At 38.9% G+C, this 24,562-nt stretch carries 20 protein-coding genes; all 20 read left to right on the top strand.

The features are described from left to right. The first annotated feature begins 5 nt into the window (after positions 1 to 5). The 20 genes from flhA to KBP50_RS09600 all read left to right on the top strand — a co-directional run bounded on the left by flhA (position 6) and on the right by KBP50_RS09600 (position 23,755). Positions 6 to 2,039, top strand: coding sequence for a flagellar biosynthesis protein FlhA (gene flhA, locus KBP50_RS09695; protein WP_050352755.1), 2,034 nt, complete (start codon positions 6 to 8; stop codon positions 2,037 to 2,039). Then, the gene (flhF, locus tag KBP50_RS09690; RefSeq protein WP_050352756.1) at positions 2,036 to 3,157 is read left to right on the top strand and encodes a flagellar biosynthesis GTPase FlhF; all 1,122 of its coding nucleotides are present in this window, start codon (positions 2,036 to 2,038) and stop codon (positions 3,155 to 3,157) included. The genes flhA and flhF overlap by 4 nt, the downstream gene beginning before the upstream one ends. Further along, positions 3,147 to 4,019 (top strand): MinD/ParA family protein, encoded by an 873-nt coding sequence (locus KBP50_RS09685; RefSeq protein WP_050352757.1) that lies wholly within the window; start codon positions 3,147 to 3,149, stop codon positions 4,017 to 4,019. The genes flhF and KBP50_RS09685 overlap by 11 nt, the downstream gene beginning before the upstream one ends. Before the next feature lie 7 nt (positions 4,020 to 4,026). After that, positions 4,027 to 5,073, top strand: coding sequence for a protein-glutamate methylesterase/protein-glutamine glutaminase (locus KBP50_RS09680; RefSeq protein ID WP_050352758.1), 1,047 nt, complete (start codon positions 4,027 to 4,029; stop codon positions 5,071 to 5,073). Positions 5,074 to 5,087: 14 nt separating this feature from the next. Further along, a complete protein-coding gene (locus KBP50_RS09675) occupies positions 5,088 to 7,100 on the top strand; it encodes a chemotaxis protein CheA (RefSeq protein WP_050352759.1) in 2,013 nt (670 codons plus the stop codon). Between the two features lie 18 nt (positions 7,101 to 7,118). Further along, on the top strand, positions 7,119 to 7,589 hold the full coding sequence (locus KBP50_RS09670) for a chemotaxis protein CheW (protein ID WP_050352760.1): 471 nt from the start codon (positions 7,119 to 7,121) through the stop codon (positions 7,587 to 7,589). Between the two features lie 6 nt (positions 7,590 to 7,595). Continuing rightward, complete coding sequence (locus tag KBP50_RS09665) at positions 7,596 to 8,222, top strand: chemotaxis protein CheC (RefSeq protein ID WP_050352761.1); 627 nt, start codon at positions 7,596 to 7,598, stop codon at positions 8,220 to 8,222. Further along, the gene (locus tag KBP50_RS09660; protein WP_373314108.1) at positions 8,212 to 8,721 is read left to right on the top strand and encodes a chemotaxis protein CheD; all 510 of its coding nucleotides are present in this window, start codon (positions 8,212 to 8,214) and stop codon (positions 8,719 to 8,721) included. The genes KBP50_RS09665 and KBP50_RS09660 overlap by 11 nt, the downstream gene beginning before the upstream one ends. Positions 8,722 to 8,811: 90 nt before the next feature. Continuing rightward, positions 8,812 to 9,591, top strand: coding sequence for a FliA/WhiG family RNA polymerase sigma factor (locus KBP50_RS09655; protein WP_210967622.1), 780 nt, complete (start codon positions 8,812 to 8,814; stop codon positions 9,589 to 9,591). A gap of 50 nt (positions 9,592 to 9,641) precedes the next feature. Continuing rightward, positions 9,642 to 11,018, top strand: coding sequence for a flagellar assembly protein A (locus KBP50_RS09650; protein WP_050352764.1), 1,377 nt, complete (start codon positions 9,642 to 9,644; stop codon positions 11,016 to 11,018). A 148-nt stretch (positions 11,019 to 11,166) separates the two neighbouring features. After that, positions 11,167 to 11,457 (top strand): hypothetical protein, encoded by a 291-nt coding sequence (locus KBP50_RS09645; RefSeq protein ID WP_050352765.1) that lies wholly within the window; start codon positions 11,167 to 11,169, stop codon positions 11,455 to 11,457. Positions 11,458 to 11,472: 15 nt separating this feature from the next. Beyond that, positions 11,473 to 11,907: a DUF6115 domain-containing protein gene (locus tag KBP50_RS09640; RefSeq protein ID WP_050352766.1), complete on the top strand. Its 435-nt coding sequence runs from the start codon at positions 11,473 to 11,475 to the stop codon at positions 11,905 to 11,907. A 934-nt stretch (positions 11,908 to 12,841) separates the two neighbouring features. Further along, entirely contained in the window at positions 12,842 to 13,594 is a 753-nt protein-coding gene (rpsB, locus tag KBP50_RS09635) for a 30S ribosomal protein S2 (protein ID WP_050352767.1), read from the top strand. Positions 13,595 to 13,689: 95 nt separating this feature from the next. Next, complete coding sequence (gene tsf, locus KBP50_RS09630) at positions 13,690 to 14,574, top strand: translation elongation factor Ts (RefSeq protein WP_050352768.1); 885 nt, start codon at positions 13,690 to 13,692, stop codon at positions 14,572 to 14,574. 95 nt (positions 14,575 to 14,669) lie between these two features. After that, positions 14,670 to 15,392, top strand: a complete 723-nt coding sequence (gene pyrH / locus KBP50_RS09625) for a UMP kinase (RefSeq protein ID WP_050352769.1) — start codon at positions 14,670 to 14,672, stop codon at positions 15,390 to 15,392. Between the two features lie 2 nt (positions 15,393 to 15,394). Beyond that, on the top strand, positions 15,395 to 15,943 hold the full coding sequence (frr, locus tag KBP50_RS09620; RefSeq protein ID WP_050352770.1) for a ribosome recycling factor: 549 nt from the start codon (positions 15,395 to 15,397) through the stop codon (positions 15,941 to 15,943). Positions 15,944 to 16,140: 197 nt separating this feature from the next. Next, positions 16,141 to 16,902 (top strand): undecaprenyl pyrophosphate synthase, encoded by a 762-nt coding sequence (locus KBP50_RS09615; RefSeq protein WP_050352771.1) that lies wholly within the window; start codon positions 16,141 to 16,143, stop codon positions 16,900 to 16,902. A gap of 13 nt (positions 16,903 to 16,915) precedes the next feature. Next, positions 16,916 to 17,713 (top strand): phosphatidate cytidylyltransferase, encoded by a 798-nt coding sequence (locus KBP50_RS09610; protein WP_050352772.1) that lies wholly within the window; start codon positions 16,916 to 16,918, stop codon positions 17,711 to 17,713. A gap of 401 nt (positions 17,714 to 18,114) precedes the next feature. Beyond that, positions 18,115 to 19,380, top strand: coding sequence for an RIP metalloprotease RseP (rseP, locus tag KBP50_RS09605; RefSeq protein WP_050352773.1), 1,266 nt, complete (start codon positions 18,115 to 18,117; stop codon positions 19,378 to 19,380). An 88-nt stretch (positions 19,381 to 19,468) separates the two neighbouring features. Then, the gene (locus KBP50_RS09600) at positions 19,469 to 23,755 is read left to right on the top strand and encodes a PolC-type DNA polymerase III (protein ID WP_050352774.1); all 4,287 of its coding nucleotides are present in this window, start codon (positions 19,469 to 19,471) and stop codon (positions 23,753 to 23,755) included. Positions 23,756 to 24,562: the final 807 nt, after the last annotated feature.

The following is a 24,562-nucleotide window of genomic DNA, read 5'->3' as shown; positions in this document are numbered from 1 at the left end:
CCCCCATGAAAGCAAGAGATCTATCCGTTCTTTTAGGCGTTATTTTAATCATTATTATGTTAATCGTACCACTTCCAGGGTGGTTGTTAAGTATTCTGATACTATGTAATATCTCGCTAGCGCTCATTGTCATTTTAGTATCGATGAATACGCAGGAGGCGTTGCAATTTTCCGTTTTTCCGACCCTCTTATTGTTGTTAACGTTATTCCGCCTTGGACTAAACGTTTCCACAACAAGATCCATCTTATCCGAAGCGGATGCTGGTGGCGTTGTAGATACATTTGGGTCGTTTGTTATTGGGGGGAATCCATTAGTTGGGTTTGTCGTATTCGTCATATTAGTCATTATTCAGTTCCTCGTAATTACCAAAGGTTCTGAACGTGTATCTGAAGTAGCTGCACGCTTTACACTAGACGCGATGCCAGGAAAGCAAATGAGTATTGATGCAGATTTAAATGCTGGTTTGATTTCAGAGCAGCAGGCAAAAGAAAGACGGGAAAAGATTGAAAAAGAAGCAGATTTTCATGGTTCCATGGATGGTGCGAGTAAATTTGTTAAAGGGGATGCGATTGCCGGCATTATCATCGTTCTAATCAATATTATATTTGGGCTAATTATCGGTATGGTTCAAATGGATATGTCGTTTCAAGAGGCGATTAATACTTTTATGCGCTTAACGGTTGGAGATGGTTTGGTTAGTCAAATACCAGCATTACTTATTTCCACGGCCACTGGAATAGTGGTAACACGAACAGCCGGAAGCGGAAACTTGGGAACGGATGTAACGGGGCAATTATTACAATATCCAAAGCTATTATTTATTGCCAGTGGAACTGTGTTTTTACTCGGCTTAACTCCGATCAACTTTTTCTTAACAACTATTCTTTCGGCCTTATTAGCCTTAAGTGGCTATCTCTTATTAAAACAAGCGGAGGATGTCGCGGAACCTAGTGAGGAAGAAACCGATGAAACAGAAAGTGACGTGATGAAAGCTCCAGAGAATGTTGTCCAATTAATTAATATGGATCCAATTGAGTTCGAGTTTGGTTACTCACTAATTCCTATCGCCGATGTGAATCAAGGTGGAGATTTGCTGGATCGAATTGTCATGATTCGTAGACAGCTGGCGATTGAACTAGGAATTGTTATTCCAGTTGTTCGGATTCGGGATAATATTCAGCTGCAACCAAATGAATACCGTTTAAAAATAAAAGGGGAAGAAGTTGCTTCCGGCGAGTTGTTACTCGATCATTATTTAGCGATGGCGCCCGATATGGATGATGATGATTTAGAAGGGATAGAAACGACAGAACCAGCCTTTGGTTTGCCGGCAAAATGGATCAGTGAGGAATGGAAAGATGAAGCGGAATTATCTGGATATACAGTAGTTGATCCACCTTCCGTCGTATCCACTCATTTGACCGAGGTTATAAAACGTCATGCCCATATGCTTTTAGGACGAGAAGAGACGAAGCAATTAATCGAGCACCTCAAAGAAAGCTATCCTATTTTAGTGGAAGAGGTTACTCCTGAGCCATTATCAGTAGGGGACATTCAAAAAGTACTGGCTAAGTTGTTGAAGGAGAAAGTAGCGATTCGTAATTTACCGATTATATTTGAAACCTTGGCTGACTTTGCAAAATTAACGAATGATACTGATCTATTAGCCGAATACGTTCGACAAGCATTATCCAATCAAATTACGAAACAGTATACAGAGGATGGCCAATCGCTTAAAGTTGTTACACTTTCGGCAAAAGCAGAAAAAGCAATTGCTGACAGTATTCAACAAACCGAGCATGGAAGCTTTTTATCGATGGTTCCAGAGCAGCAGCAACAGCTTTTAGAGCATATGAAGGAAGAAGTTGAAAAGTTAACACTTCAAGAGGAAACTGCTATTTTGCTATGTTCTCCTGCTGTACGGATGTATGTAAAACAATTGATAGAACGGTTTTTCCCTCATGTTGTGGTCTTATCTTACAATGAGCTGGAACCAGACGTGCAAGTACAAAGTGTTGGGGTGGTGAATATAGCGTGAAGGTAAAGAAATATACGGCAGCATCGATGCCCGAAGCCATGAAGCAAATACGTAAAGAGTTGGGAAATGACGCTGTTATCCTTCAATCTAGACAAGTAAAAAAGCGGAAATTTTTAGGTCTATTAAAAAAACAACAGATTGAAGTAGTTGCTGTGAAAGATCCACAACCAATAAAGCCCAAAAAACCATTGCATCATCGCGATAAGGAGATATCTGTAAACGAGACGAAAGTAGCCGCTAATGAAGCAAATATCTCCCCTGTATTACAGGAGTTAAAGCAGGTGAAACAGCTATTGCATCAATCAAGTATTGGTATGATGAACTATCCTTTTGACTATCAATCTGCATATCAGTATTTGCTTACGCAAGAAGTAGACCAACAACTCGCTAAAAGCTTCATAGAAGCAGTGATGGAGAAGCATGGAGCTGACCAACAACCGAGTTATCAAGTAATTATCAAGGACATTGAGCAAGAAGTAACGAAACGCCTTCAATCGGTTACTTTTCAAGGCTTAACCTATCGCCACAAACTTGTTTATTTTGTTGGACCAACAGGAGTAGGGAAAACGACTACCATAGCTAAAGTAGCAGCTCAAAGCAAATTACAAGACAGAAAAAGTGTTGCATTTATTACGGCGGATACCTATCGTATCGCTGCGGTCGAACAATTAAAAACGTATGCGGAAATATTAGATGTTCCAATTGAAGTGGTTTATACAAAAACTGATTTGGAGCAGGCAATTCAAAAATTGTCAGCCTACGACGTCATTTTAATTGATACAGCTGGACGTAATTTTCGAGAAGATGCATATATTAGACAGCTTCAAGCAGATGTAGAAGTAAATACAGAAGCGGCGATGTTTTTAGTTTTATCTTTAACAGCCAAGCCTCAGGATTTAGTTGATATTTATAACCAATTTGAGCCTTTACCTATATCACGGGTCATTTTCACTAAAATAGATGAAACAAGGCAATTTGGCAGCATGTTAAATATTATTTTAGAGAAGCATGTCGGGGTAGCTTATTTAACAAATGGACAAGATGTTCCAGAGGATTTGATTCATCCGTCGGCTGAGCTGTTAGCAGCCAACATTATGGGGAATGCTTATGAAATTTGACCAAGCGACAGGGCTTCGAAATAAATTGCGTGCATTGCAGGGACAAAAGCAAGCGAGAACTATTGCGGTTGTTAGTGGAAAAGGAGGGGTAGGAAAATCAAATATTACACTGAATTTTTCACTAGAGTTAGTCAGGCAAGGAAAGAATATCCTCATTATTGATATGGACATTGGCATGGGAAACATTGATATACTTCTGGGTAAACAAATAGAAAAAACGATTGTCGATATGTTCCAAGAAAGATGTCCGATACAGTCCATTATCGAACAAGGACCAGAAAATTTACAATATATTGCAGCAGGATCAAGCTTTACCAATATTTTTTCACTGGATTCATCGACAAAGGAGTTTTTCTTTAAGCAGTACCAATCACTGCAAGCCGAATATGATTATATATTTTTTGATATGGGCGCTGGCGTTACTGCTGACAGCCTATCATTCATTTTAGCGGCAGATGAATGTTTTCTTGTTACTACACCAGAGCCAACTGCTATTACAGATGGTTATAGCATGATAAAACATATCATTGCTCACGATAAGACATTGCCCATTAGTGTGATAATGAATCGAACCTACTCAGAATCACAAGGTCGTAACATGCTGGATCGCTTTCGAAAAGTAACCCAACAATTTTTACAAGTCGATATTCATTTATTGGGCGCCTTACCAGAAGATCAAACTGTTATGAAAGCTGTTATTCGCCAAACACCGTTTGTTTTTCTTCATGAACGTGCAGCAATTAGTAAAGCAATGAAGCGGCTTGTACGCACCTATTTGAAACAAGGGGCTGGAGAAAAAATCAAAACAACAAATACTTCTACCTTCTTAAATAAATTAAAACGATTATGGACGGAGAGATAAATAAAACATGAACATCATTCGTGTCCTTGTCATTGATGATTCCGCTTTTATGCGCAAAATACTTTCAGATATGCTAGCGAGTGATCCACGCATTGAAGTCGTTGGAACGGCTCGAAACGGAGAAGATGGGTTACATAAAATAAAACAACTTTCTCCAGATGTAATAACGCTTGATGTGCAGATGCCAGTAATGGATGGGATCACAGCTTTGAAGGAAATTATGCAGACACATCCGATTCCTGTCGTCATGCTATCAAGTGTTACAGAAGATGCAACCATTAAAACCATTCAAGCCATCTCAAGTGGGGCAGTAGATTTCATTGCGAAACCATCTGGAGCCATTTCAATAGATATAGAAACGATGAAACAAGAAATTATTCATAAAGTGATTACTGCTTCAATGGTAAAATTACCACGGCAACAAAAAGCAAGTAAAAAGCAAATTCCAATCAAAGAGCCTATAAAGGAATTAGCAAATTATCACCAGACAATTGTTGCAATTGGTGCCTCAACAGGTGGTCCAAGAGCGCTACAACATATTGTAGAGCAACTACCTAAAAATTTGGCTGCAGCTGTGTTAGTTGTTCAGCATATGCCAGCTGGTTTTACAAAATCGCTTGCAGAACGATTAAACCTTAAGTCTGAATTGCTTGTAAAAGAAGCAGAGCATGGGGAAAGGTTGCAACACGGCGTTGTATACATTGCCCCAGGGGGCTGGCATATGAAATTATCGCAAATAGGTACTTCGATTTTTATTGATTTAACAGAAGAAGACCCTTTACGTGGTCACAGACCGTCCGTAGATATGCTATTCACATCCGTTGCGCCACTGCAGGAAGTGAATAAGATTGCCGTCATTTTAACTGGTATGGGGAATGACGGTACAGATGGTATTAAAAACCTAAAAAAAAGCGACGACCGAACGTATGTCATTGCTGAGTCCGAAGAAACGGCAATTGTCTATGGTATGCCAAAAGCAGCAATGGCAACAAATCTGGTTAATAAGCAAGTTCCTTTGGACGAAGTAAGTCGTTTAATAACTAAATTAGTATAGTTGGAGGGATAGAGTTGGATACTTCTGGATATTTAACCGTGTTTATTGATGAAAGCAACGAACATTTGGAAGTTTTATACAACCAATTACTAGCGTTAGAGAAGCAACCAGAGGAAACAGCCATTATTGAAGAGATCTTTCGAGCAGCACATACGCTTAAAGGCATGTCTGCAACAATGGGATATCATGACTTAGCAAGTCTTACCCACAAGTTAGAAAATGTATTCGATGCGATTAAAGAAGGTAAGATCAGTGTTCAAAGTGAAATGATAGATGTCTTGTTTGCTGCCGTTGATTATTTGCACGAAATGGTAGAGGATATTTCAGCTGGAGGTAATGGAAGCAAGGACGTAACGGACGTCGTTGAGCAATTGAAATGCTTAGAGCAAGGCGAAACTTTGCCTCATGAGAAACCTCAATTAGAAGCATCGCAAGAGCCAGCCGTACATTCGCAGCAGATGAAAAACATTGATGAATTCGCAATGACTATTCTACAAGAGTCTAAAGAGCGTGGTTATACAAATTATGAAATATCAATTACGTTAAAAGAAGATTGTCTTTTAAAAGGCGCTCGTGTGTTTATGATTTTTGAAGTTTTAGAAAAGCTAGGCGAAATTGTCAAATCAGATCCGTCTGTAACCGAACTGGAAGAAGAGCAATTTGATCATACATTTACGGTTCTCTTTATTTCCGAACATAAAAAAGAAACGATACAAATTAACATCGAAAAGGTCTCTGAAATTGAAGCAGTTGAAATCGTTCCTTTTAACATAGAGCAGCATCAAGAAAAGGAGCAAGATTCCCGAAAGCTTGCAGAAAATCAAGGCACAACGAAAGTAAAAGAAACGAAACAACGCTCTTCTAAAGGAGTAGCTAATAAAACCATTCGTGTTAATATTGACCGTTTAGATGTACTTATGAATTTATTTGAAGAATTAGTTGTCGATCGTGGCAGATTAGAGCAATTAGCAGCTGATTTGGATAACAAAGATTTACAAGATACTGTCGAGCATATGTCGCGTGTGTCAAGTGATCTTCAATCTATCATTTTAACGATGCGTATGGTTCCGATAGAGCAAGTGTTTAACCGATTTCCACGCATGATCCGCCAAGTTGCTCGCGAGTTAAATAAGCAAGTCGAAGTAGAGATTATTGGCGCTGAGACAGAGTTGGATCGTACGGTGATTGATGAAATTGGCGATCCATTAGTACATTTAATTAGAAATGCGATTGATCACGGTATTGAAGCAAAAGAAGCGAGAATAAACAAAGGAAAACCAGAATATGGCACATTGAAGCTCGAAGCTTATCATAGCGGAAACCACGTATTTATCGAAATTGAAGACGATGGAGCAGGAATTCATAAAGAGAAGGTATTAAACAAGGCGATTTCAAAAGGAGTCATTTCAGAAGGGCAAGCGGAACTTTTATCGGATCAGCAAATATTTGAATTAATCATGTCAAGTGGCTTTTCTACTGCTGATCAAGTATCGGATATATCCGGACGAGGTGTTGGGTTAGATGTAGTCAAAAATACGATTGAGTCGTTAGGTGGAAAAATAACGATTGATTCGAAACAAGACAGAGGCTCCGTCTTTTCCATTCAATTGCCGCTCACCTTATCGATAATTTCCGTGCTGCTAATTGAATTGCAGAAGGAAAAATATGCTATACCACTATCGTCAATCATAGAAACAGCCATTGTGCATCAAGACGAAGTGATGCATGCACATCATACGAAAGTCATTGACTTTCGTGGGAAAGTTGTGCCGTTGGCATTTTTAAATGACATATTTGCTGTGAAACAACCAGCTGATGCAGAGACAAATGCGTACTTATCGATTGTCATTGTAAAAAAAGGGAACAAAATGGTAGGTCTCGTAGTAGATTCGTTTATTGGTCAACAGGAAGTTGTTTTAAAATCATTAGGTAATTATTTAACGAATACATTTGCCATTTCTGGCGCGACTATTCTTGGTGATGGTGAAGTTGCTTTAATTATTGATAGTAATGCATTAGTAAAATAACCAATGGAGGGGTATATGATGGAAAACAATATGTCAGGAAATAGAAAAGTGATTGTATTTCAACTTGGCGAGGAAGAATATGCTGTTTCTGTGCAGCAAGTAGGTTCTATTGAAAGACTAATACCAATAACGAGAGTTCCGCAAACAGCTGATTTTGTTAAAGGTGTAATTAATCTAAGAGGCGTTGTAACTCCGGTTATCGATTTGCGCTTGCGTTTTGGTATGGAAGAGACGGATTATAACGACTCCAGTCGGATTATTATTGTATTTGTGGATAATATGGAAGTTGGTTTAGTAGTGGATGCAGCAAATGATGTGATTGATATTCCAGAATCCAAAATTGAACCAGCGCCTGAAGTTATTGGTACTGTCGATGCAAAATATATCGAAGGGGTAGCGAAGCTTGAGGATCGTTTACTTATTTTATTGAATATGCAAAAAGTGTTAACTGAAGAAGAAATGGAAGAATTGAAGTCAGTGGAAGGGTAAGCAGTTATGGATCTTACAAAATTAACACAAATGCAAAAAGATGTGCTACGAGAAATAGGTAATATCGGTGCAGGAAATGCTGCTACTTCCATGTCCCAATTAGTCAATCGAAAAATAGAGATGGATGTACCAGCAGTAAATATTGTTAGCTATGACGAAATGATGGAGCTTATTGGTGGTCCAGAGGCAGTAGTTGTTGCCTTGCTATTTCGCATTAAAGGGGACGCCCCCGGTACGGTATATTTCATATTATCTTTAGAAGAGGCAGATGCGCTGATTAAGGAGATAACGAATAATGCTGCATTAAGTGTCCATAACGATGATGAGCTAGCAGCTTCCGTGCTGCAAGAAGCAGGAAATATTGTAACAGGAGCTTATTTATCTGCTTTAGCTGACTTTACAAATATTACGATGCAGCCTTCTGTGCCTTATTTAAGCATCGATATGGCAGGGGCAATTTTAACTGTAGGGTTATTGGAAATTTCTCAAGTGGCTGACTACGCCCTTATTATCGATGCGAAGATGAATACAGCTTACCAAGCAAATCAAATCAAAGGTAATTTTTTATTTATTCCAGATCCCGATTCATTTTCAAAACTGTTTGCAGCTCTAGGAGTCACATATGATGTCTAAACTAGTATCCTCATCTACTGTTGTTAAGGTCGGAATTGCAGATTTAAATGTAACGAAAGCCCCTAATAAAATTCGTACTTCTGGCTTGGGGTCTTGCGTTGGAGCCGTCATTTATGATGAACGAAAACAAGTAGCAGGATTAGCGCATGTGTTATTGCCAGATTCGAAACTAGCAAGACAAGATAATTTTAATCACTATAAATATGCAGATACAGCTATCCCTATTTTGGTAGATCAGTTAGTCGATCTTGGGGCGAGAAGAAATCTTTTAAAAGCGAAAGTGGCTGGTGGTGCACAAATGTTCCAATTTTCTTCCGGAACTGATTTGATGCGTATCGGTCCTCGAAATGTAGAAGCTGTTTTAGAGAAGCTGGAGCAGTTATCCATCCCTGTCCTTGCATCTGATGTAGGTGGTCATGCTGGACGAACAATAGAATTTGATATACAAACAAGTCAGTTAAAAATCCGAACTGTAAATAAAGGGGAAGCATTTATTTAATACTTTCCCACTCTAATAGTACGGAAGTATATTTCTGGTTTAGGACTGCCTTTGATATGGATTAAGCTATGGTAAGAAGGAGTGATAAAGATGAAGGTGAATCCATCTCCGCATGAACAAAAGCTTTGGGATAATTGGTTTGATACCTATGATATGGAAGCAGCAAATGAACTGATAGAGAATTATATGTATTTAGTTAGCTTTCATGTGGAGAGAATCGCAAGCCACTTGCCAAATAGTGTAATGAAAGAAGACGTAAAAAGCTTTGGATTAATGGGGCTTTATGATGCACTGAAAAAATTTGACCGCAGTCGGGAATTGAAGTTTGATACGTATGCTTCCTTCCGTATTAAAGGTGCGATTATTGATGGCTTACGAAAAGAAGATTGGCTCCCTCGATCTTTACGAGAAAAAACAAAAAAGATCGAGCAAATATCAAATCAATTGGAACAGCAATATCAAAGGGTACCAAGCACTGCTGAAATTGCCGAGCATGCAGGTATGACCGTCAAAGAGGTGGAAGCAGCGATGTGTGATTCTTTATTTGCTAATGTCCTTTCCATTGAAGAAAAACCGAGTGATCCGAAGCTAAAGCTGAAAGAAGGAATTGGTTATTCCATTCCTGATACAAAATCGATTACACCGGAAACTCAAGTTATAGAAAGTGAATTGAAAGAAGAATTAAAAGAGGGTATTAAACATCTAAATGAAAATGAGCAATTAGTAATCAGCTTATTTTACCATGAAGAATTAATATTAACAGAAATAGGAGAAGTACTTGGATTAACCACATCACGGATATCGCAAATTCATAAAAAATCGATTGCAAAGCTTCACAGTATATTGAAAAAAGTTCAAGCTATATCCTAACTTGTTTCAGTAAGTCTTGCTTTATTTGTTTACAATAAGGAGGGCAACAAATGGAACAATTAAAAAAGACATTTAAAATTAACGTCTCCCAAGATAAAATGGTAGCACAAATAAATAGGATTAAGGATGATGATCATACGGAGCAACAAATAACGGAAGCCGATATAAGGGAATTTTTAATGGAGAATGATGTTACATATGGCATCATAGAGGAAGCAATCCATATGTTAGTCTACAAGGCTTCTAAAGTTACCTATCCGTTAACCATTGCCGAGGGAAAACAGCCAATTCACGGCAAAGATGGTCAAGTTCACTATCATGTCGAATTCAACCCAGTTATGGTTCGAGATGAAGTATGTGATTTTCGTGATGTTATGCGGATCCCTTCCGTGAAAAAAGGTGAAAAAATTGCTACACTCATTCCGCCTACAGAAGGAAAGAACGGTATGAACGTAAGCGGTGCTGTTGTCCCATCCATTCCTGGTAAACCAGCCGCTGTAAAAGAAGGGAAGAATGTTGTATTTCGCGAAGCAGATCAAGGATTTTATGCCACTTCTGAAGGGCAATTAAACAAGCGAGGAAGGTTCATTCAGGTTTTGCCTGTTTTTGAAGTACAGCAAACTTTATCTATGAAGACAGGTAATTTAGATTTCATAGGCACTATTATCATACATGGCGATGTCCCTGCTGGGTACACCGTTAAAGCAAAAGGAGATGTCAAAATATTTGGTATGGTTGAAGCAGCATCGGTTACTGCCGGTGGTTCTGTCTATATCTCAGAAGGTCTGGCAGGACAAGGGACGGGGAGTATTCATGCTGCTGAATCCATTCATATCGGTTACATTAACCAGGGGAATATTGTGGCGGGGCAGGATTTATTTGTAGAAAATTCTATTTTTCACAGCCAATGTACAGTGGCTGGACACGTTTTTTGCCAAAGAGGCAGCATTGTTGGAGGCACAATCTCGGTCGGTAATACAGTAGAAGCAAAAGATGTTGGCAATCGCGTAGGTGTTAAAACAGAAATTATGTTTGGCGTAGATCATCGCACAGAGAAACAAGAGCAGAAATTACTCGATGAAAAGAAAGAATTGGAGGCTACTCTTTCCAAATTAGCTTTATTAGAGAAAAAAATACAGGGGCAACAGGTAGAGAATGATCCCAAGCTTAAAATTACGTTACTTCGTTATAAACACTCTTGGAATAAGACCGAAGAGCGTTTGAAAAAGGTAGAGCAAGCTATACGTCAGCTTACTTCCAAACTGGGGAGTGGGGAGAACGGTGCATTAATTGTCCGTAATTATTTATATACGAATGTGGTAGTAGCGTTTGGAAAATATTATCGTGTTAGTAAAGCAGATTATCAACGGGTAAAAGTACAGCTGGTTGACAACGAAATTGTCACACATCCACTATCTGATAACTAAGCACTTCCGCTTAAAGCGTGTCTGATTTTTAAAATAAGAAACCGATATCCAAATGTCGATTAGTAAGCAACGAGGAAAAGGAGGCTACAGCAGCGTCACCCACGAATGGAGCTTCACTTTTCCGGTATGTTAAAGGGAGTGAAATAATATGGGATGGAAATCAATTGAATTGCAAGTGGCTATTCCACGCTCTCAAGATGCAGGTAAAGTACAACAACAACTTCTCAATCAAAGTCAACAATATCAAGCCTCTCTTACACAGCATCAATTATTGGAGGAACTGAGAAAAAGAAAACAGGTAAATCATGTCCATCAGCCTCATTTGTTAAAGCTTGAGCACCAATCAAAAACAAGCCAGTCGCTTGCAAAGAAAAAGAAAAGTCAATGCCACACGGATAAACATCCTTATTTAGGAAAAGAAATTGATTTAAATGGATAGGAGAGCGGTGAACAGATGGTGACATCTCTATTATTAATCATTAGTTTTTTATTACATATAGTCACCCTTACAGCTATTTTTCGATTGTTTAAACAATTGAAAGATAGCGAGCGGTACGATACTTCTGAAATGAATGCTTTATTTACGGAATATATTAATGAAATTAAACAGGAAAACTTGCACTTACAGCAGCAATTGGCGCAGCAAAAAAATAATCAGCAAGAAGAGAAGCGAGAGGTAGAAAAGCAAGCACATATATCCTCGCCGGAAATAGAAAGTATTCACAACGAAACGAAGCCACAGGATGAAATGACAACTTCTCTGCAAGGGAAAATTTTGCAATTGTATAGTCAAGGGTTCACGCCTTCAGAAATCGCCCAGCAATTAAATTGCGGAAAAACAGAAGCAGAATTAACGGTAAAGCTCTATCACATGTCATCCGACAATTAAGTGATAATGAACGGCGGGATATGGCAAAGCTTAAAGGCAATTAAAAGAAAAAATATATTTTGCTTGATTTAGGGGAGTTACTCTTGATGAGCATCTAAATGTGGGACTAGTGGGCGATGAGAAATGGATAATGAGTAAGAGTTAGCAACTCCAAAAAGCAGTGGAGATACACGAAGACCCTTCAATTATAGAATACACATTTTCTTCATGATGCCTTGCTGCCATAGCCTACCATGCCTCATGGGAAATCGAAAATCCTGCAGGAAGCCACTTTTTGGTTCCGAGGAAGTGGAGGGGCTGCCGCAGAAAGCGAATGGGTATATCGGGTTTCGTAGTGAAGATAAAGAGAAAATATTTTAGATCTGTGCGACATTAGAAAAACTTGGCTTGTCGCCAAGTCTAATGGCGGAAGCCTTTGTTTTTCTTATACTATAAACCAAAAAAATCTTATACTTTCCTATAGTAGAACAAAGGCGCAAACGTCCGTTTAGCAACGTAGTGAATGGAACGAATCCACTAAAGATAAGGAATCATGCCCGTTTTTAGTCGGCCTTCCTCTTAAAGACGAACCGATGAGGCCTTATCGTAGGGCGCATTTCTAAAGTCGCATAATTGCTGGGCTCATGCGCGGACGTGGCTATTCGGTTATTTCGTTATCCACAAGCACATCATTTTATTGTTTCCTATACAATAAAAAATCACGATGGGGAGAACAGCTTCCATACATACTTGCCAGACTAATTAAAAAAACACTTGAATCCTGTCATTTGTTATGGTATATTATCTTGTGGTGTGAAGATAATGTACTGTGTTACTAAGTGTCAGTACGTCAATTACACACGTATAGGGATTTGTAAATAAGGTGCCAACTTAATTGGTCTATTTACAAAGAGGATCTAATACGGAGGAAAAAACCAATTAGGAGGAATTTATAATGTCAGCTATTTCAATGAAGCAGCTACTTGAAGCTGGTGTACATTTTGGTCACCAGACTCGTCGCTGGAACCCAAAGATGAAAAAATACATCTTTACAGAACGTAATGGTATTTACATTATCGACTTGCAAAAAACAGTTAAAAAGGTTGATGAAGCTTACAATTATGTAAAGCAAGTTGTTGCCGACGGAGGAACTATTTTATTCGTTGGAACAAAAAAACAAGCACAGGAATCTGTACGGGATGAAGCGATTCGTTCAGGTATGTTTTATGTAAACCAACGTTGGTTAGGTGGAACCCTTACAAACTTCCAAACGATTCGTAAGCGTATCAACCGTTTAAAAGATATTGAACGTATGGAAGAAGACGGTACATTTGAAGTACTACCAAAAAAAGAAGTTGTTGATCTACTTAAGGAAAAAGATCGCTTAGTCAAATTCCTTGGTGGTATTAAAGAAATGAACAAACTTCCAGATGCGTTGTTTGTAATTGATCCACGTAAAGAACGAATTGCAATTGCTGAAGCTCATAAATTAAATATTCCGATCATCGGAATTGTGGATACAAACTGTGATCCTGATGAAATTGATTATGTTATTCCTGCAAATGATGATGCAATTCGTGCTGTGAAACTTTTGACTTCCAAAATGGCAGATGCTATTTTAGAAGTGAAACAAGGTGAAGAAATGGACGAAGCTCCAGCATCAGAAGAAGCATCTAAAGAAGAAGCAACGGAAACAGAACAAGAGTAATCATGAGAAAGGTGAGGGTGATAAGAGGATGAGAGCCTTTTATCACCTTTTTTAAAGAAAAATGAATTAGTCGATGATCTTAAGGAGGATTTTAAATGGCAATCACTGCAAAAATGGTAAAAGAATTACGTGAAAAAACTGGTGCAGGTATGATGGACTGCAAAAAAGCGCTACAGGAAACAGATGGCAACTTAGATGCTGCTGTAGACTACTTACGTGAAAAAGGTCTTTCTAAAGCAGCTAAAAAAGCGGATCGTATTGCTGCTGAAGGGTCTGCGTACATTCAAACGGAGGGCAATACGGCAGTATTATTAGAAGTAAATTGTGAGACAGACTTTGTAACTAAAAACGATCAATTCAAGGATCTGTTGTCTGAATTAGCGACTCATTTGCTAGCTCAAAAACCAGAAACAGTTGAAGAAGCACTTCAACAAACGATGGAAGCAACAGGAGAAACGGTTGAAAACCACATTAAAGCTGCAGTTGCAAAAATCGGTGAAAAATTATCTCTTCGTCGTTTTACCGTCCTAACGAAGACAGACAACGATACATTTGGAGAGTATTTACACATGGGTGGACGCATTGGTGTTCTTACACTACTAGAAGGAACAACAGACCAAGAAACTGCAAAAGATGTTGCGATGCATATTGCTGCAGTAAATCCTCGTTACATTTCTCGTGAAGATGTGGCAGAAGAAGAAGTAAATCATGAGCGCGAAGTGTTAAAAGCGCAAGCATTAAACGAAGGCAAGCCGGAAAAAATTGTTGAAAAAATGGTAGAAGGTCGTCTTGGTAAATTCTTTGAAGAAATTTGTTTATTAGAGCAAAGCTTTGTTAAAGACCCAGATCAAAAAGTGAAGAAATTTGTTGCGGACAAAGGAGCTTCTGTAAAAGCTTTCGTGCGTTATGAAGTAGGCGAAGGTATGGAAAAACGTGAAGAAAACTTTGCAGATGAAGTGATGAACCAAATTAAAAAATAAATTGGTTGATAGGGAGCAAGCAATTGTTCCCTATTTCTCCATACAACTTAAGGATTTGTATACAATAAACTATTATATTTTCTATGGAGGTTACTATGACAACAGCTCGTTACCGTAGAATTGTGCTTAAATTAAGTGGCGAAGCATTAAGTGGCGAACTTGGATATGGCATTGAGCCAAAGATTATCCAGTCTATCGCTGATCAAGTTAAAGAAGTTGCTGAAATGGGTGTGGAAATCGCCATTGTCGTTGGTGGTGGAAACATATGGCGCGGTAAAGTAGGCAGTGAAATGGGAATGGATCGTGCTAATGCTGACTACATGGGAATGCTGGCAACAATTATGAACGCTTTAGCGCTTCAAGATGGACTGGAAAACATCGGTATACCAACGCGAGTACAGACATCCATTGAAATGCGTCAAGTGGCTGAGCCGTACATAAGAAGAAAAGCAATCCGCCATTTGGAGAAGAAGCGAGTTGTCATTTTTGCTGCTGGTACCGGAAATCCATTTTTTTCAACCGATACAACTGCAGCATTACGTGCTGCTGAAATTGAAGCAGAAGTCATTTTAATGGCGAAAAATAATGTAGACGGCGTATACACAGACGACCCTAAACTGAATGTAAATGCAAAGAAGTATGAGAATCTTTCTTATATGGAAATGTTAAATGCAGGCCTTGGAGTTATGGATTCAACCGCTTCAACTTTGTGCATGGACAATGATATTCCTTTAGTTGTCTTCTCCATTATGGAAGAAGGAAATATTAAACGTGTTGTTCAAGGTGAAGTAATCGGAACTACAATAAGGGGGAAATAAAAATGTCGGATGGTATATTGAAAAAAATGAATGAAAAAATGGAGCAAGCTATACAAGCCTTTTCTAAAAATCTGGCTACTGTAAGAGCTGGAAGAGCAAACCCAGCTTTATTGGACAGTGTTTTTGTGGAGTACTACGGTATGAGTACACCATTAAACCAAATTGCATCTGTTTCTGCTCCGGAAGCAAGGCTACTCGTTGTTACTCCTTTTGATAAATCAGCTATTTCAGATATTGAAAAAGGTATTCAAAAAGCAGATTTAGGTATTTCGCCTTCCAGTGATGGGAATGTTATTCGCATTAATATTCCAGCTTTAACGGAAGAACGTCGGAAAGATTTGGTGAAAGTTGTCGGTAAATACGCCGAAGAGTCTCGTGTACAAGTGAGAAATATTCGTCGTGAAGCAAATGACCAGCTGAAAAAAGAAGACGGTATTTCAGAAGACGATATACGAGCTTTACAAGATGATGTACAAAAAGCGACTGATAAATATATAGCCCAAATTGACCAGCTTGCAAAAGATAAAGAAAAAGAAATTATGGAAGTTTAATGCAATTCCATGGTAAAATAGGAAGAAAAGGCCCTCTTTTTTTAAGGGGGCTTTTGTATTCCTGTGAAAAAATCGGTATAATAAAACTTGGTTTACATGATATAATGATGATTCAAGTATCATAGAACACAACTGTACATCATATATATGTGCAGATAAGAAACTAGAAACGTTGACACATATTCGGAGGACAAACTATGTCAATTAGACTTCCCTTTACAAAAAAGAAACGAAAAGAATCAGAACCATTAACGAATACGGAGAACATTCCCAACCATGTTGCCATTATTATGGACGGAAACGGGAGATGGGCGAAAAAAAGGTCATTGCCACGTATTGCTGGTCATAAAGAGGGTGTTGATTCAGTAGTAAGAACTGTTCGCGCAGCGCATAAATGCAATGTCAACATAGTGACATTGTATGCATTTTCCACTGAAAATTGGAAACGACCGCAAAAAGAGATTGATTTCTTAATGAAGCTTCCAAAGGAATTTTTACATATTCACTTACCTGAGCTAATGGAAAGAAACGTTCGTATTCAAACGATTGGTGAATTTGATGCCCTGCCGGCGCATACAAAAGAAGCTGTTCAATACGCCATTGATAAAACAAGGAATAATGATGGATTATTATTAAATTTTGCTTTAAACTATGGTAGTAGATACGAAATTGTACAAGCAACGAAACAAGTAATGGCAGATATCCAAAATTCAAAGCTATCGATGGATGCTTTAGATGAAGAAATCTTTGCCAAGTACTTATATACAAAAGAACTAAGTGATCCTGATCTGTTAATACGAACAAGCGGTGAACAACGATTAAGCAATTTTTTATTATGGCAGCTAGCATACACTGAATTTTGGTTTACCGATGTTTATTGGCCAGATTTTGATGAAGCAGTATTTAAACAAGCAATTGAAGAATATCAGCAACGCCAGCGTCGTTATGGCGGTATTTAAGGTGAGGTAGTATATGAAGCAACGGATAGTTACGGCCATCATTGCACTAATAATTTTTGTTCCATTCGTTATTATTGGTGGCCTTCCATTTGAGATTTTAGTTTACGCAATGGCAACGATTGGTTTTTTAGAGTTATTAAGAATGGGGAATATTGCTAAATACTCGATTCCCTCCATCCTAGGAATTGTGCTTTTATGGGTGTTGTTAAGACCAGAACATATGGAAGCCATCCCTTTTATGTGGCTGACGAAATCAGAAATATTAATGCTCATTGTTTTGTTGCTCCTATCCTACACAGTATTAGTAAAGAATAAATTTACCTTTGACCATGCAGGTATCGTCTTAATATCGGCGATCTATGTAGGATTCGGTTTTTATTATTTGCTGTTAGCTAGAGATAGTGAAGGAGGAGGATTGGCAACGATTCTCTATATATTTCTCCTTATCTGGTCAACTGATACAGGAGCATTGTTCTTTGGCCGAGCATTTGGAAAACGAAAGCTATGGCCAAAAATTAGTCCAAATAAAACAATTGAAGGTGCATTAGGTGGCGTTCTATTAGCCATTATAGTAAGTATAATATTTCAACTCATTCATCCGCTTGAAGACAGTATAATTGTTATGATGGGAGTAGCAGTGATTGCTTCTGTATTTGGTCAAATTGGTGATTTAGTTGAATCGGCTTTTAAACGTCATTTTGGGGTCAAGGATTCAGGTAATGTACTTCCCGGTCATGGCGGTATTTTAGACCGTTTCGACAGTTTATTATTTGTCCTGCCAATTTTGCATCTTGTCGGGTTCTTCAATTAATAGGCAAGTAAGCATCGATATCCATGTGGTTTGAAATGGGAACGATGCGACTATATTTTTTAGTCATGAGTGGGGATTCTCTTTCCCCACAGATTGTTGGTACTGTTATGGTATGACCTAAAGGACGCTTGCGAAATAGGGCATGTAGGTGCTGTTATCTCCCACTTAGACTTGCTGTAGTATGGGTTTCTCCAGTTCTTAATGGAAGTCTTACAGCATCCTATATGCGGGATAAAGTAGAAAGAAAAGTAACTTTTTATACAAGATAGAGAAAAATAGTTCCACCGCTTGCCTTTTGTGAATGGACTAAAATAGTAAGGAATCAATTCAGGTGTGTGTTGCTTTATTACGCATCAAGCAGGTGTAAGGTCATCCTATACTTCTAAAGGAAGGTGCTTTATTTGAATACAGTAATCGCGTTTATTTTGATGTTTGGTCTCCTCGTATTCATTCATGAATGGGGACATTTAATCTTTGCTAAACGAGCTGGCATGTTGGCTCGCGAATTTGCGATTGGTTTTGGCCCAAAAGTGTTTGCCTTTACTCGGAACGAAACCGTTTATACCATTCGGCTCCTTCCAATCGGTGGGTATGTACGAGTTGCAGGGTTTGATCCAGAGATTATTGAATTAAAACCTGGACATCATGTCGGATTGGAATTTAGTGAATCAGGAAAAGTGAATAAAATTATCGTTAATCACAAATCAAAGCACCCACATGCTCGCATCATTGAAATTGAAGAAGCAGACTTGGACCACGCGTTGCAAATTAAAGGCTATGAAGTTGGTGACGAAGAGGAGAAGCTGATTTTTGAAGTAGATCCGAAAGCTTTTTTTGTTATGGATGAACAAGAAACACAAATTGCACCGTATGACAGACAGTTCGCTTCAAAAACTGTGGGACAGCGGGCAATGCAATTGTTTGCAGGACCAATGATGAACTTTATCTTAGCGATCGTTATTTTTATCATCATAGGGCTAGTACAAGGAACTCAAGTTGAGGAAGCAAGGATGGGTGAAATCATAGCGGATAGCCCAGCAGCTGAAGCTGGTATGCAGAATGGCGATGAAGTAGTGCAATTAGAAGGAGAGCCAATATCAACTTGGGAGGAATTTACAACCATCATCAGAGAACGTCCAAGTGAAGAGCTTGATGTAACAGTTCTTCGTGATGGAGAAGAGGTTACATTAACAATCATACCAAAAGAAGTAGAAGGTGTTGAAGGACAAGAGTCTTTTGGTCAAATAGGAGTCTATCCGGCATATGAAAAATCAATTCTTGGCACGGTGACGTACGGTTTTTCAAAAACGTATGAAACAACGAAGCTCATTTTGACCAACTTAGGTATGCTAATCTCAGGACAATTGTCACTTGATGCATTATCTGGCCCAGTTGGTATATATGATGCCACAGATCAAATTGTTCAAACCGGCTTTACGAACTTCCTGCTCTGGACGGCGATGTTAAGTATTAACTTAGGGATCGTCAATCTCGTTCCACTGCCGGCTTTGGATGGTGGCAGATTATTATTTGTGGGGATCGAGGCTGTACGTGGCAAGCCAATTGCTCCTGAAAAAGAAGGCTTGTTTCATTTTGTCGGCTTTGCGCTTTTGATGCTGCTTATGATTATTGTTACTTGGAACGATATTCAACGTTTATTCCTTTAAACAGTAATACAAAGAATAAAACCCTTGTCAGTTTGTGCGGCAGGGGTTTTACAGCTTTTTATTTAATGGACGGTACAGGAGGATACAAATGGATATTTCAAAAAAAGAAAAAATGGATGTACTGTTAAGGCAATTGCAGATTTCAGAAGACCATTTAGCCTATTTTGCGGATAGTTACTTAAATAAGCTGGAAATTTTTAAGCAAACAAAGACATGGCATTTTCATATAAGTACCAATCAAGTATTGCCGTGTGAAGTTTATCAACTATTTAAACATCAGCTACAAACTTGCTTTGCACAAATTGCCAATGTGGAATTGACGATTGAAACAGCAAATAGATCATGTAGTGAGCAGACAACTCTCAATTATTGGGAAAATTTTATTCAATCTTTTACCCATTTATCACCAGCGTACAAAGATATGGTCCAATCACAAACGCCAAAGGTTAACGGTAATAATATTATGTTAACCGCAAGAAATGAAGCAGAAGGAAAAGCTGTTAAAAAGCGACTAGAAGAGCCGTTCAAAGCTTATTGCTCCAAATCAGGTTTGCCTAATTTTCACTTGCAAATTGAAGTCAAACCAGAATTAGAAGCTATCCAGCAATTTAAAGAACAGAAAGCCGCCGAGGATCAGCAACTGGTACAGCGTACGATACAAGAAAAAACGAAACGAGATCAAGCAAAGCTTCAGCCAGAAAATAAACCATTGATGTTTGGCTACAAAATTCAAGATGAGCCTGTTCAGATGGAAGAAATATTAGAAGAAGAACGCAGAGTAACGGTTCAAGGTTATATTTTCGCTGTTGATATTCGCAAACTACGCTCGGGCCGCAGCTTGCTTATCATAAAGGCAACAGATTATACCGACTCGCTGCAAATTAAAATGTTCTCCAAAGGCGAAGAGGATGCAGAGAAATTTGATGTTGTGAAAGAGGGCATGTGGATCAAAGCTCGAGGCAGCATCCAAACAGATATGTATTCAAACGAACTAGCAATGATGGCTAATGATATTCATGAGATTAAAGTGGAGCCTCGAAAAGACGTAGCCCCAGATGAAGAAAAAAGGGTCGAATTGCATGCACATACGACGATGAGCCAAATGGATGCTGTCGTTTCCCCGGCAAATTTAATTGCCCAAGCTGCCAAATGGGGACATAAAGCGATAGCAATTACTGACCATGCAGGGGTTCAAGGCTTCCCAGAGGCTTATAATGCAGGGAAGAAGCACAATATAAAAGTGCTGTACGGTGTAGAGGCAAATTTAGTCGATGACGGAGTGCCTATCGCTTATAATGACAAAGATTTAGATTTAGCTACTGGTACATATGTTGTATTTGACGTAGAAACGACTGGTTTATCGGCTGTTTATGATACGATTATTGAATTGGCTGCGGTTAAAATCCATCAAGGTGAAATTGTCGATCGATTCGAGTCTTTTGCAAATCCGCACCATCCTTTATCACAGACAACAACAGATCTTACCGGGATTACCGATGAGATGGTACAAAACGCACCAGAAGTAGAAGAGGTCTTAACCGACTTTCGTAATTGGATGGCAGATGATATTTTAGTAGCCCATAATGCAAGTTTTGATATGGGATTTTTAAATCAAGGTTTTAAAAAACTAGGGTTTGACAAAGCGGCAAATGCGGTCATTGATACGTTGGAGTTAGCCAGATTCCTATTTCCGCATTTGAAGAATCATCGGTTGAATACGTTATGTAAGCATCTGGATATTGAATTAACACAGCATCACCGGGCGATTTATGATGCGGAGGCAACAGGCTATTTATTATGGAAGCTTGTTCAAGCATTGCTCGAAAAAGAGATTACCAATCATAACCAACTGAACAATCATATGGGCGAAGGTAACGCATATCAGCGTTCGCGACCTTTTCACTGTATATTAATCGCACAAACAGAAGAAGGGTTAAAAAACCTGTATAAGCTTGTTTCTTATGCCCATATCGATTATTTTTACCGGGTCCCTCGCTTGCCTCGATCGGTATTACAAAAATATCGTAAAGGAATTCTCGTCGGATCTGCCTGTGATCAGGGCGAAGTGTTTGAGACAATGATGCAAAAATCAGCAGAAGAAGCAGAAGCTGTTGCCCGATTCTATGATTATATTGAAGTGCAGCCACCTGCAAATTATGCCCATTTAATAGAAAAAGATTTAGTGCAGAATGAGGCGCAGCTATTAGATATTATTAAAAATCTTGTCCAGTTAGGTGAGCGTATGGATAAAAAAGTAGTCGCTACGGGAAATGTTCATTATCTAGATGAACAGGATCAGATTTACAGACAAATTCTTATCGCTTCTCAAGCTGGAAATCCATTAAACCGAGTGACATTGCCACAAACACCATTTCGTACGACCAATGAAATGCTAGAGGCCTTTTACTTTTTAGGGGAAAAGAAGGCAACTGAAATTGTCATTACGAATACCCAAGCTATTGCTGATGAAATTGAAGAAATAGCACCAGTTAAGGATGGGCTGTTTACACCGACGATTGAAGGAGCAGATCAGGAAATACGTGACCTTTGCTATACAAGAGCAAAGAAAATTTACGGCGAGCCGATTCCCGAAATCGTTACGGACCGATTAGAAAAAGAACTGAAAAGTATTATTGGTCATGGATTTAGTGTTATTTATCTTATCTCCCAAAAACTAGTTAAAAAGTCTCTCGATGATGGTTACTTGGTAGGTTCCAGGGGTTCAGTCGGATCCTCTTTTGTGGCGACAATGACAGAAATAACTGAAGTAAATCCATTGCCACCACATTATGTGTGCCCGTCCTGTCATTACAATGAGTTTATTACGGATGGCTCGGTAGGAAGTGGATTTGACCTGCCAGATAAGAATTGCCCAACATGCGCAACTCCATTAACTAAAGATGGACAAGATATTCCGTTCGAAACATTTTTAGGCTTTAAAGGTGACAAAGTTCCTGATATTGATTTGAACTTTTCCGGATCTTATCAGCCACGCGCTCACAATTATACGAAAGAATTGTTCGGAATTGACAATGTTTACCGTGCTGGAACAATTGGAACGATTGCAGAAAAAACAGCATATGGTTACGTCAAAGGGTATGCTTCAGATAAACAGCTGGTCTATAAAAACGCAGAAGTTGATCGACTTGTAAAAGGATGTACAGGAGTGAAACGAACGACAGGTCAGCATCCTGGAGGAATAATTGTTGTTCCTGACGATAAAGAAATATTTGACTTTACGCCTATTCAATATCCAGCAGATGATAGAAACAGTGAATGGAGGACGACGCATTTTGATTTCCATTCCATTCATGACAATTTATTGAAATTGGATATACTTGGACACGATGATCCGACAGTCATACGTATGCTCCAGGATTTAAGCGGAATTGATCCGAAAACAATCCCGACAGATGATCCAGATGTGATGACAATCTTTTCGGGTCCTGAAGCCTTAGGGGTGAAGGCAGAACAAATCAATTGTAAAACGGGAACGCTTGGTGTACCAGAATTTGGAACGAAGTTTGTTCGGCAAATGCTTGAAGATACAAAACCGAATACATTCGCAGAGCTTGTCATTATTTCTGGTTTATCACATGGTACCGATGTGTGGCTAGGTAATGCTCAAGAGCTAATTAATGATGGTATTTGTGAACTCCCAGACGTCATTGGTTGTCGCGATGATATTATGGTTTATCTCATGCATAAGGGTCTCGATGCCTCCTTAGCCTTCCAAATTATGGAGTTTGTCCGTAAAGGGAAAGGACTAAAAGACGAGTGGATTACAGAAATGAAAAAGCACGATGTTCCAGATTGGTATATCGAGTCTTGTAAAAAGATTAAGTATATGTTTCCAAAAGCGCATGCCGCGGCTTATGTATTGATGGCTGTTCGAATTGCTTATTTCAAAGTGCATCATCCGATTTTCTTTTATGCTGCCTATTTTACTGTTCGAGCAGATGACTTTGAGCTCGACACGATGATTAAAGGATCCAATGCTATTCGTAAACGGATTGAAATGATAACCGCTAAAGGAAATGATGCCTCTCCGAAAGAAAAAAGTTTACTGACCGTTTTAGAACTGTCTTTAGAAATGTGTGAACGAGGTTTTTCTTTTAAGAAAGTAGATCTCTATCGTTCTAGTGCGACAGAATTTATTGTTGAAGGCGATGCTTTAATTCCACCGTTTAATGCTGTCGATGGCTTAGGAACAAACGCTGCACTCAACATTGTAAAAGCTAGAGAAGAAGGAGAATTCCTATCCAAAGAAGACCTGCGGGAGAGAAGCAAAATTTCCAAAACTGTCTTAGAATACTTAGATAACCACGGATGTTTGGAAGGGATGGCTGAACAAAATCAGCTTTCCTTGTTCTAGCTTGCAAGGTCCATTACCATATGATATACTATTTTTGGTAAGTAACGATACGAACGTTTAAAAGAGTGGGTATTTACCCACTCTTTCTTCATACTTCAACTTGTTCCCACAACTCCCTTGCCACACCTTTCGGCAGGGGTTTTGTATTGAAGTTGGCTCGTTTTTGTATGTGGCAGAAGAACAAAGCCCATTCTTAAAAGCTGTATTGCAGCTGTGGTAATGTTTTATCCCAACTAAATGTCCTGTTTTGTAAGCGGCCTTTAGGTCATACCATTACGTTACTAACAAGCCGTGGGGGATGAATGAAAACCCCCACTGATGGAAGATTCACTTTATTAATACCATGTTTCTCAGCGGGCTAATGATTGTCACTGCTCCTTTACGATAAGTATCGGTCGTAAAGGTTGTGGTTAACTTTTTTAAAGAATAAGAAAGTATAAACTTAGGTGCTTATGGATAATGAAATAACCGAATAGTCACGTCCGGCGCATGAGTCCAGCAACTATGTGACTTTAGAAATGCGCCCTACGATAAGGCCTCATCGGTTCGTCCCTAAGAGGAAGGCCGACTAAAAACGGGCTTGCCGCTCAGGCGTCGGCATACCCCTGTTTTTAGTGGCATGATTCCTTATCTTTAGTTGATTCGTTCCATTCACTACGTTGCTAAACGGGCACTTGCGCCTTTGTTTCTATGGAGTTTTCAAGTGGTTTAGCTACTGGTAAATGAAATTACAGAAATTGGTTTATACTAATAATGCGTGTTTAAAAGGAAGACAGACAGGTTATTGCTGATCAAAGGCAGAAATGC

Origin of the sequence: Virgibacillus pantothenticus, from assembly GCF_018075365.1 — a bacterium.
Taxonomy (GTDB): domain Bacteria; phylum Bacillota; class Bacilli; order Bacillales; family Amphibacillaceae; genus Virgibacillus; species Virgibacillus pantothenticus.
The sequence above is the reverse complement of the archived record's forward strand: the minus strand, read 5'-3'. Positions and strand labels throughout refer to the sequence as shown.

What these genes read in the sequence shown, in the direction of transcription:
- flhA (WP_050352755.1), top strand. Translation starts at nt 6, where the DNA reads ATGAAAGCAAGAGATCTATCCGTTCTTTTAGGCGTTATTTTAATCATT.
- KBP50_RS09685 (WP_050352757.1), top strand. Translation starts at nt 3,147, where the DNA reads ATGAAATTTGACCAAGCGACAGGGCTTCGAAATAAATTGCGTGCATTG.
- KBP50_RS09680 (WP_050352758.1), top strand. Translation starts at nt 4,027, where the DNA reads ATGAACATCATTCGTGTCCTTGTCATTGATGATTCCGCTTTTATGCGC.
- KBP50_RS09670 (WP_050352760.1), top strand. Translation starts at nt 7,119, where the DNA reads ATGGAAAACAATATGTCAGGAAATAGAAAAGTGATTGTATTTCAACTT.
- KBP50_RS09665 (WP_050352761.1), top strand. Translation starts at nt 7,596, where the DNA reads ATGGATCTTACAAAATTAACACAAATGCAAAAAGATGTGCTACGAGAA.
- KBP50_RS09660 (WP_373314108.1), top strand. Translation starts at nt 8,212, where the DNA reads ATGATGTCTAAACTAGTATCCTCATCTACTGTTGTTAAGGTCGGAATT.
- KBP50_RS09655 (WP_210967622.1), top strand. Translation starts at nt 8,812, where the DNA reads ATGAAGGTGAATCCATCTCCGCATGAACAAAAGCTTTGGGATAATTGG.
- KBP50_RS09650 (WP_050352764.1), top strand. Translation starts at nt 9,642, where the DNA reads ATGGAACAATTAAAAAAGACATTTAAAATTAACGTCTCCCAAGATAAA.
- KBP50_RS09645 (WP_050352765.1), top strand. Translation starts at nt 11,167, where the DNA reads ATGGGATGGAAATCAATTGAATTGCAAGTGGCTATTCCACGCTCTCAA.
- KBP50_RS09640 (WP_050352766.1), top strand. Translation starts at nt 11,473, where the DNA reads ATGGTGACATCTCTATTATTAATCATTAGTTTTTTATTACATATAGTC.
- rpsB (WP_050352767.1), top strand. Translation starts at nt 12,842, where the DNA reads ATGTCAGCTATTTCAATGAAGCAGCTACTTGAAGCTGGTGTACATTTT.
- tsf (WP_050352768.1), top strand. Translation starts at nt 13,690, where the DNA reads ATGGCAATCACTGCAAAAATGGTAAAAGAATTACGTGAAAAAACTGGT.
- pyrH (WP_050352769.1), top strand. Translation starts at nt 14,670, where the DNA reads ATGACAACAGCTCGTTACCGTAGAATTGTGCTTAAATTAAGTGGCGAA.
- frr (WP_050352770.1), top strand. Translation starts at nt 15,395, where the DNA reads ATGTCGGATGGTATATTGAAAAAAATGAATGAAAAAATGGAGCAAGCT.
- KBP50_RS09615 (WP_050352771.1), top strand. Translation starts at nt 16,141, where the DNA reads ATGTCAATTAGACTTCCCTTTACAAAAAAGAAACGAAAAGAATCAGAA.
- KBP50_RS09610 (WP_050352772.1), top strand. Translation starts at nt 16,916, where the DNA reads ATGAAGCAACGGATAGTTACGGCCATCATTGCACTAATAATTTTTGTT.
- KBP50_RS09600 (WP_050352774.1), top strand. Translation starts at nt 19,469, where the DNA reads ATGGATATTTCAAAAAAAGAAAAAATGGATGTACTGTTAAGGCAATTG.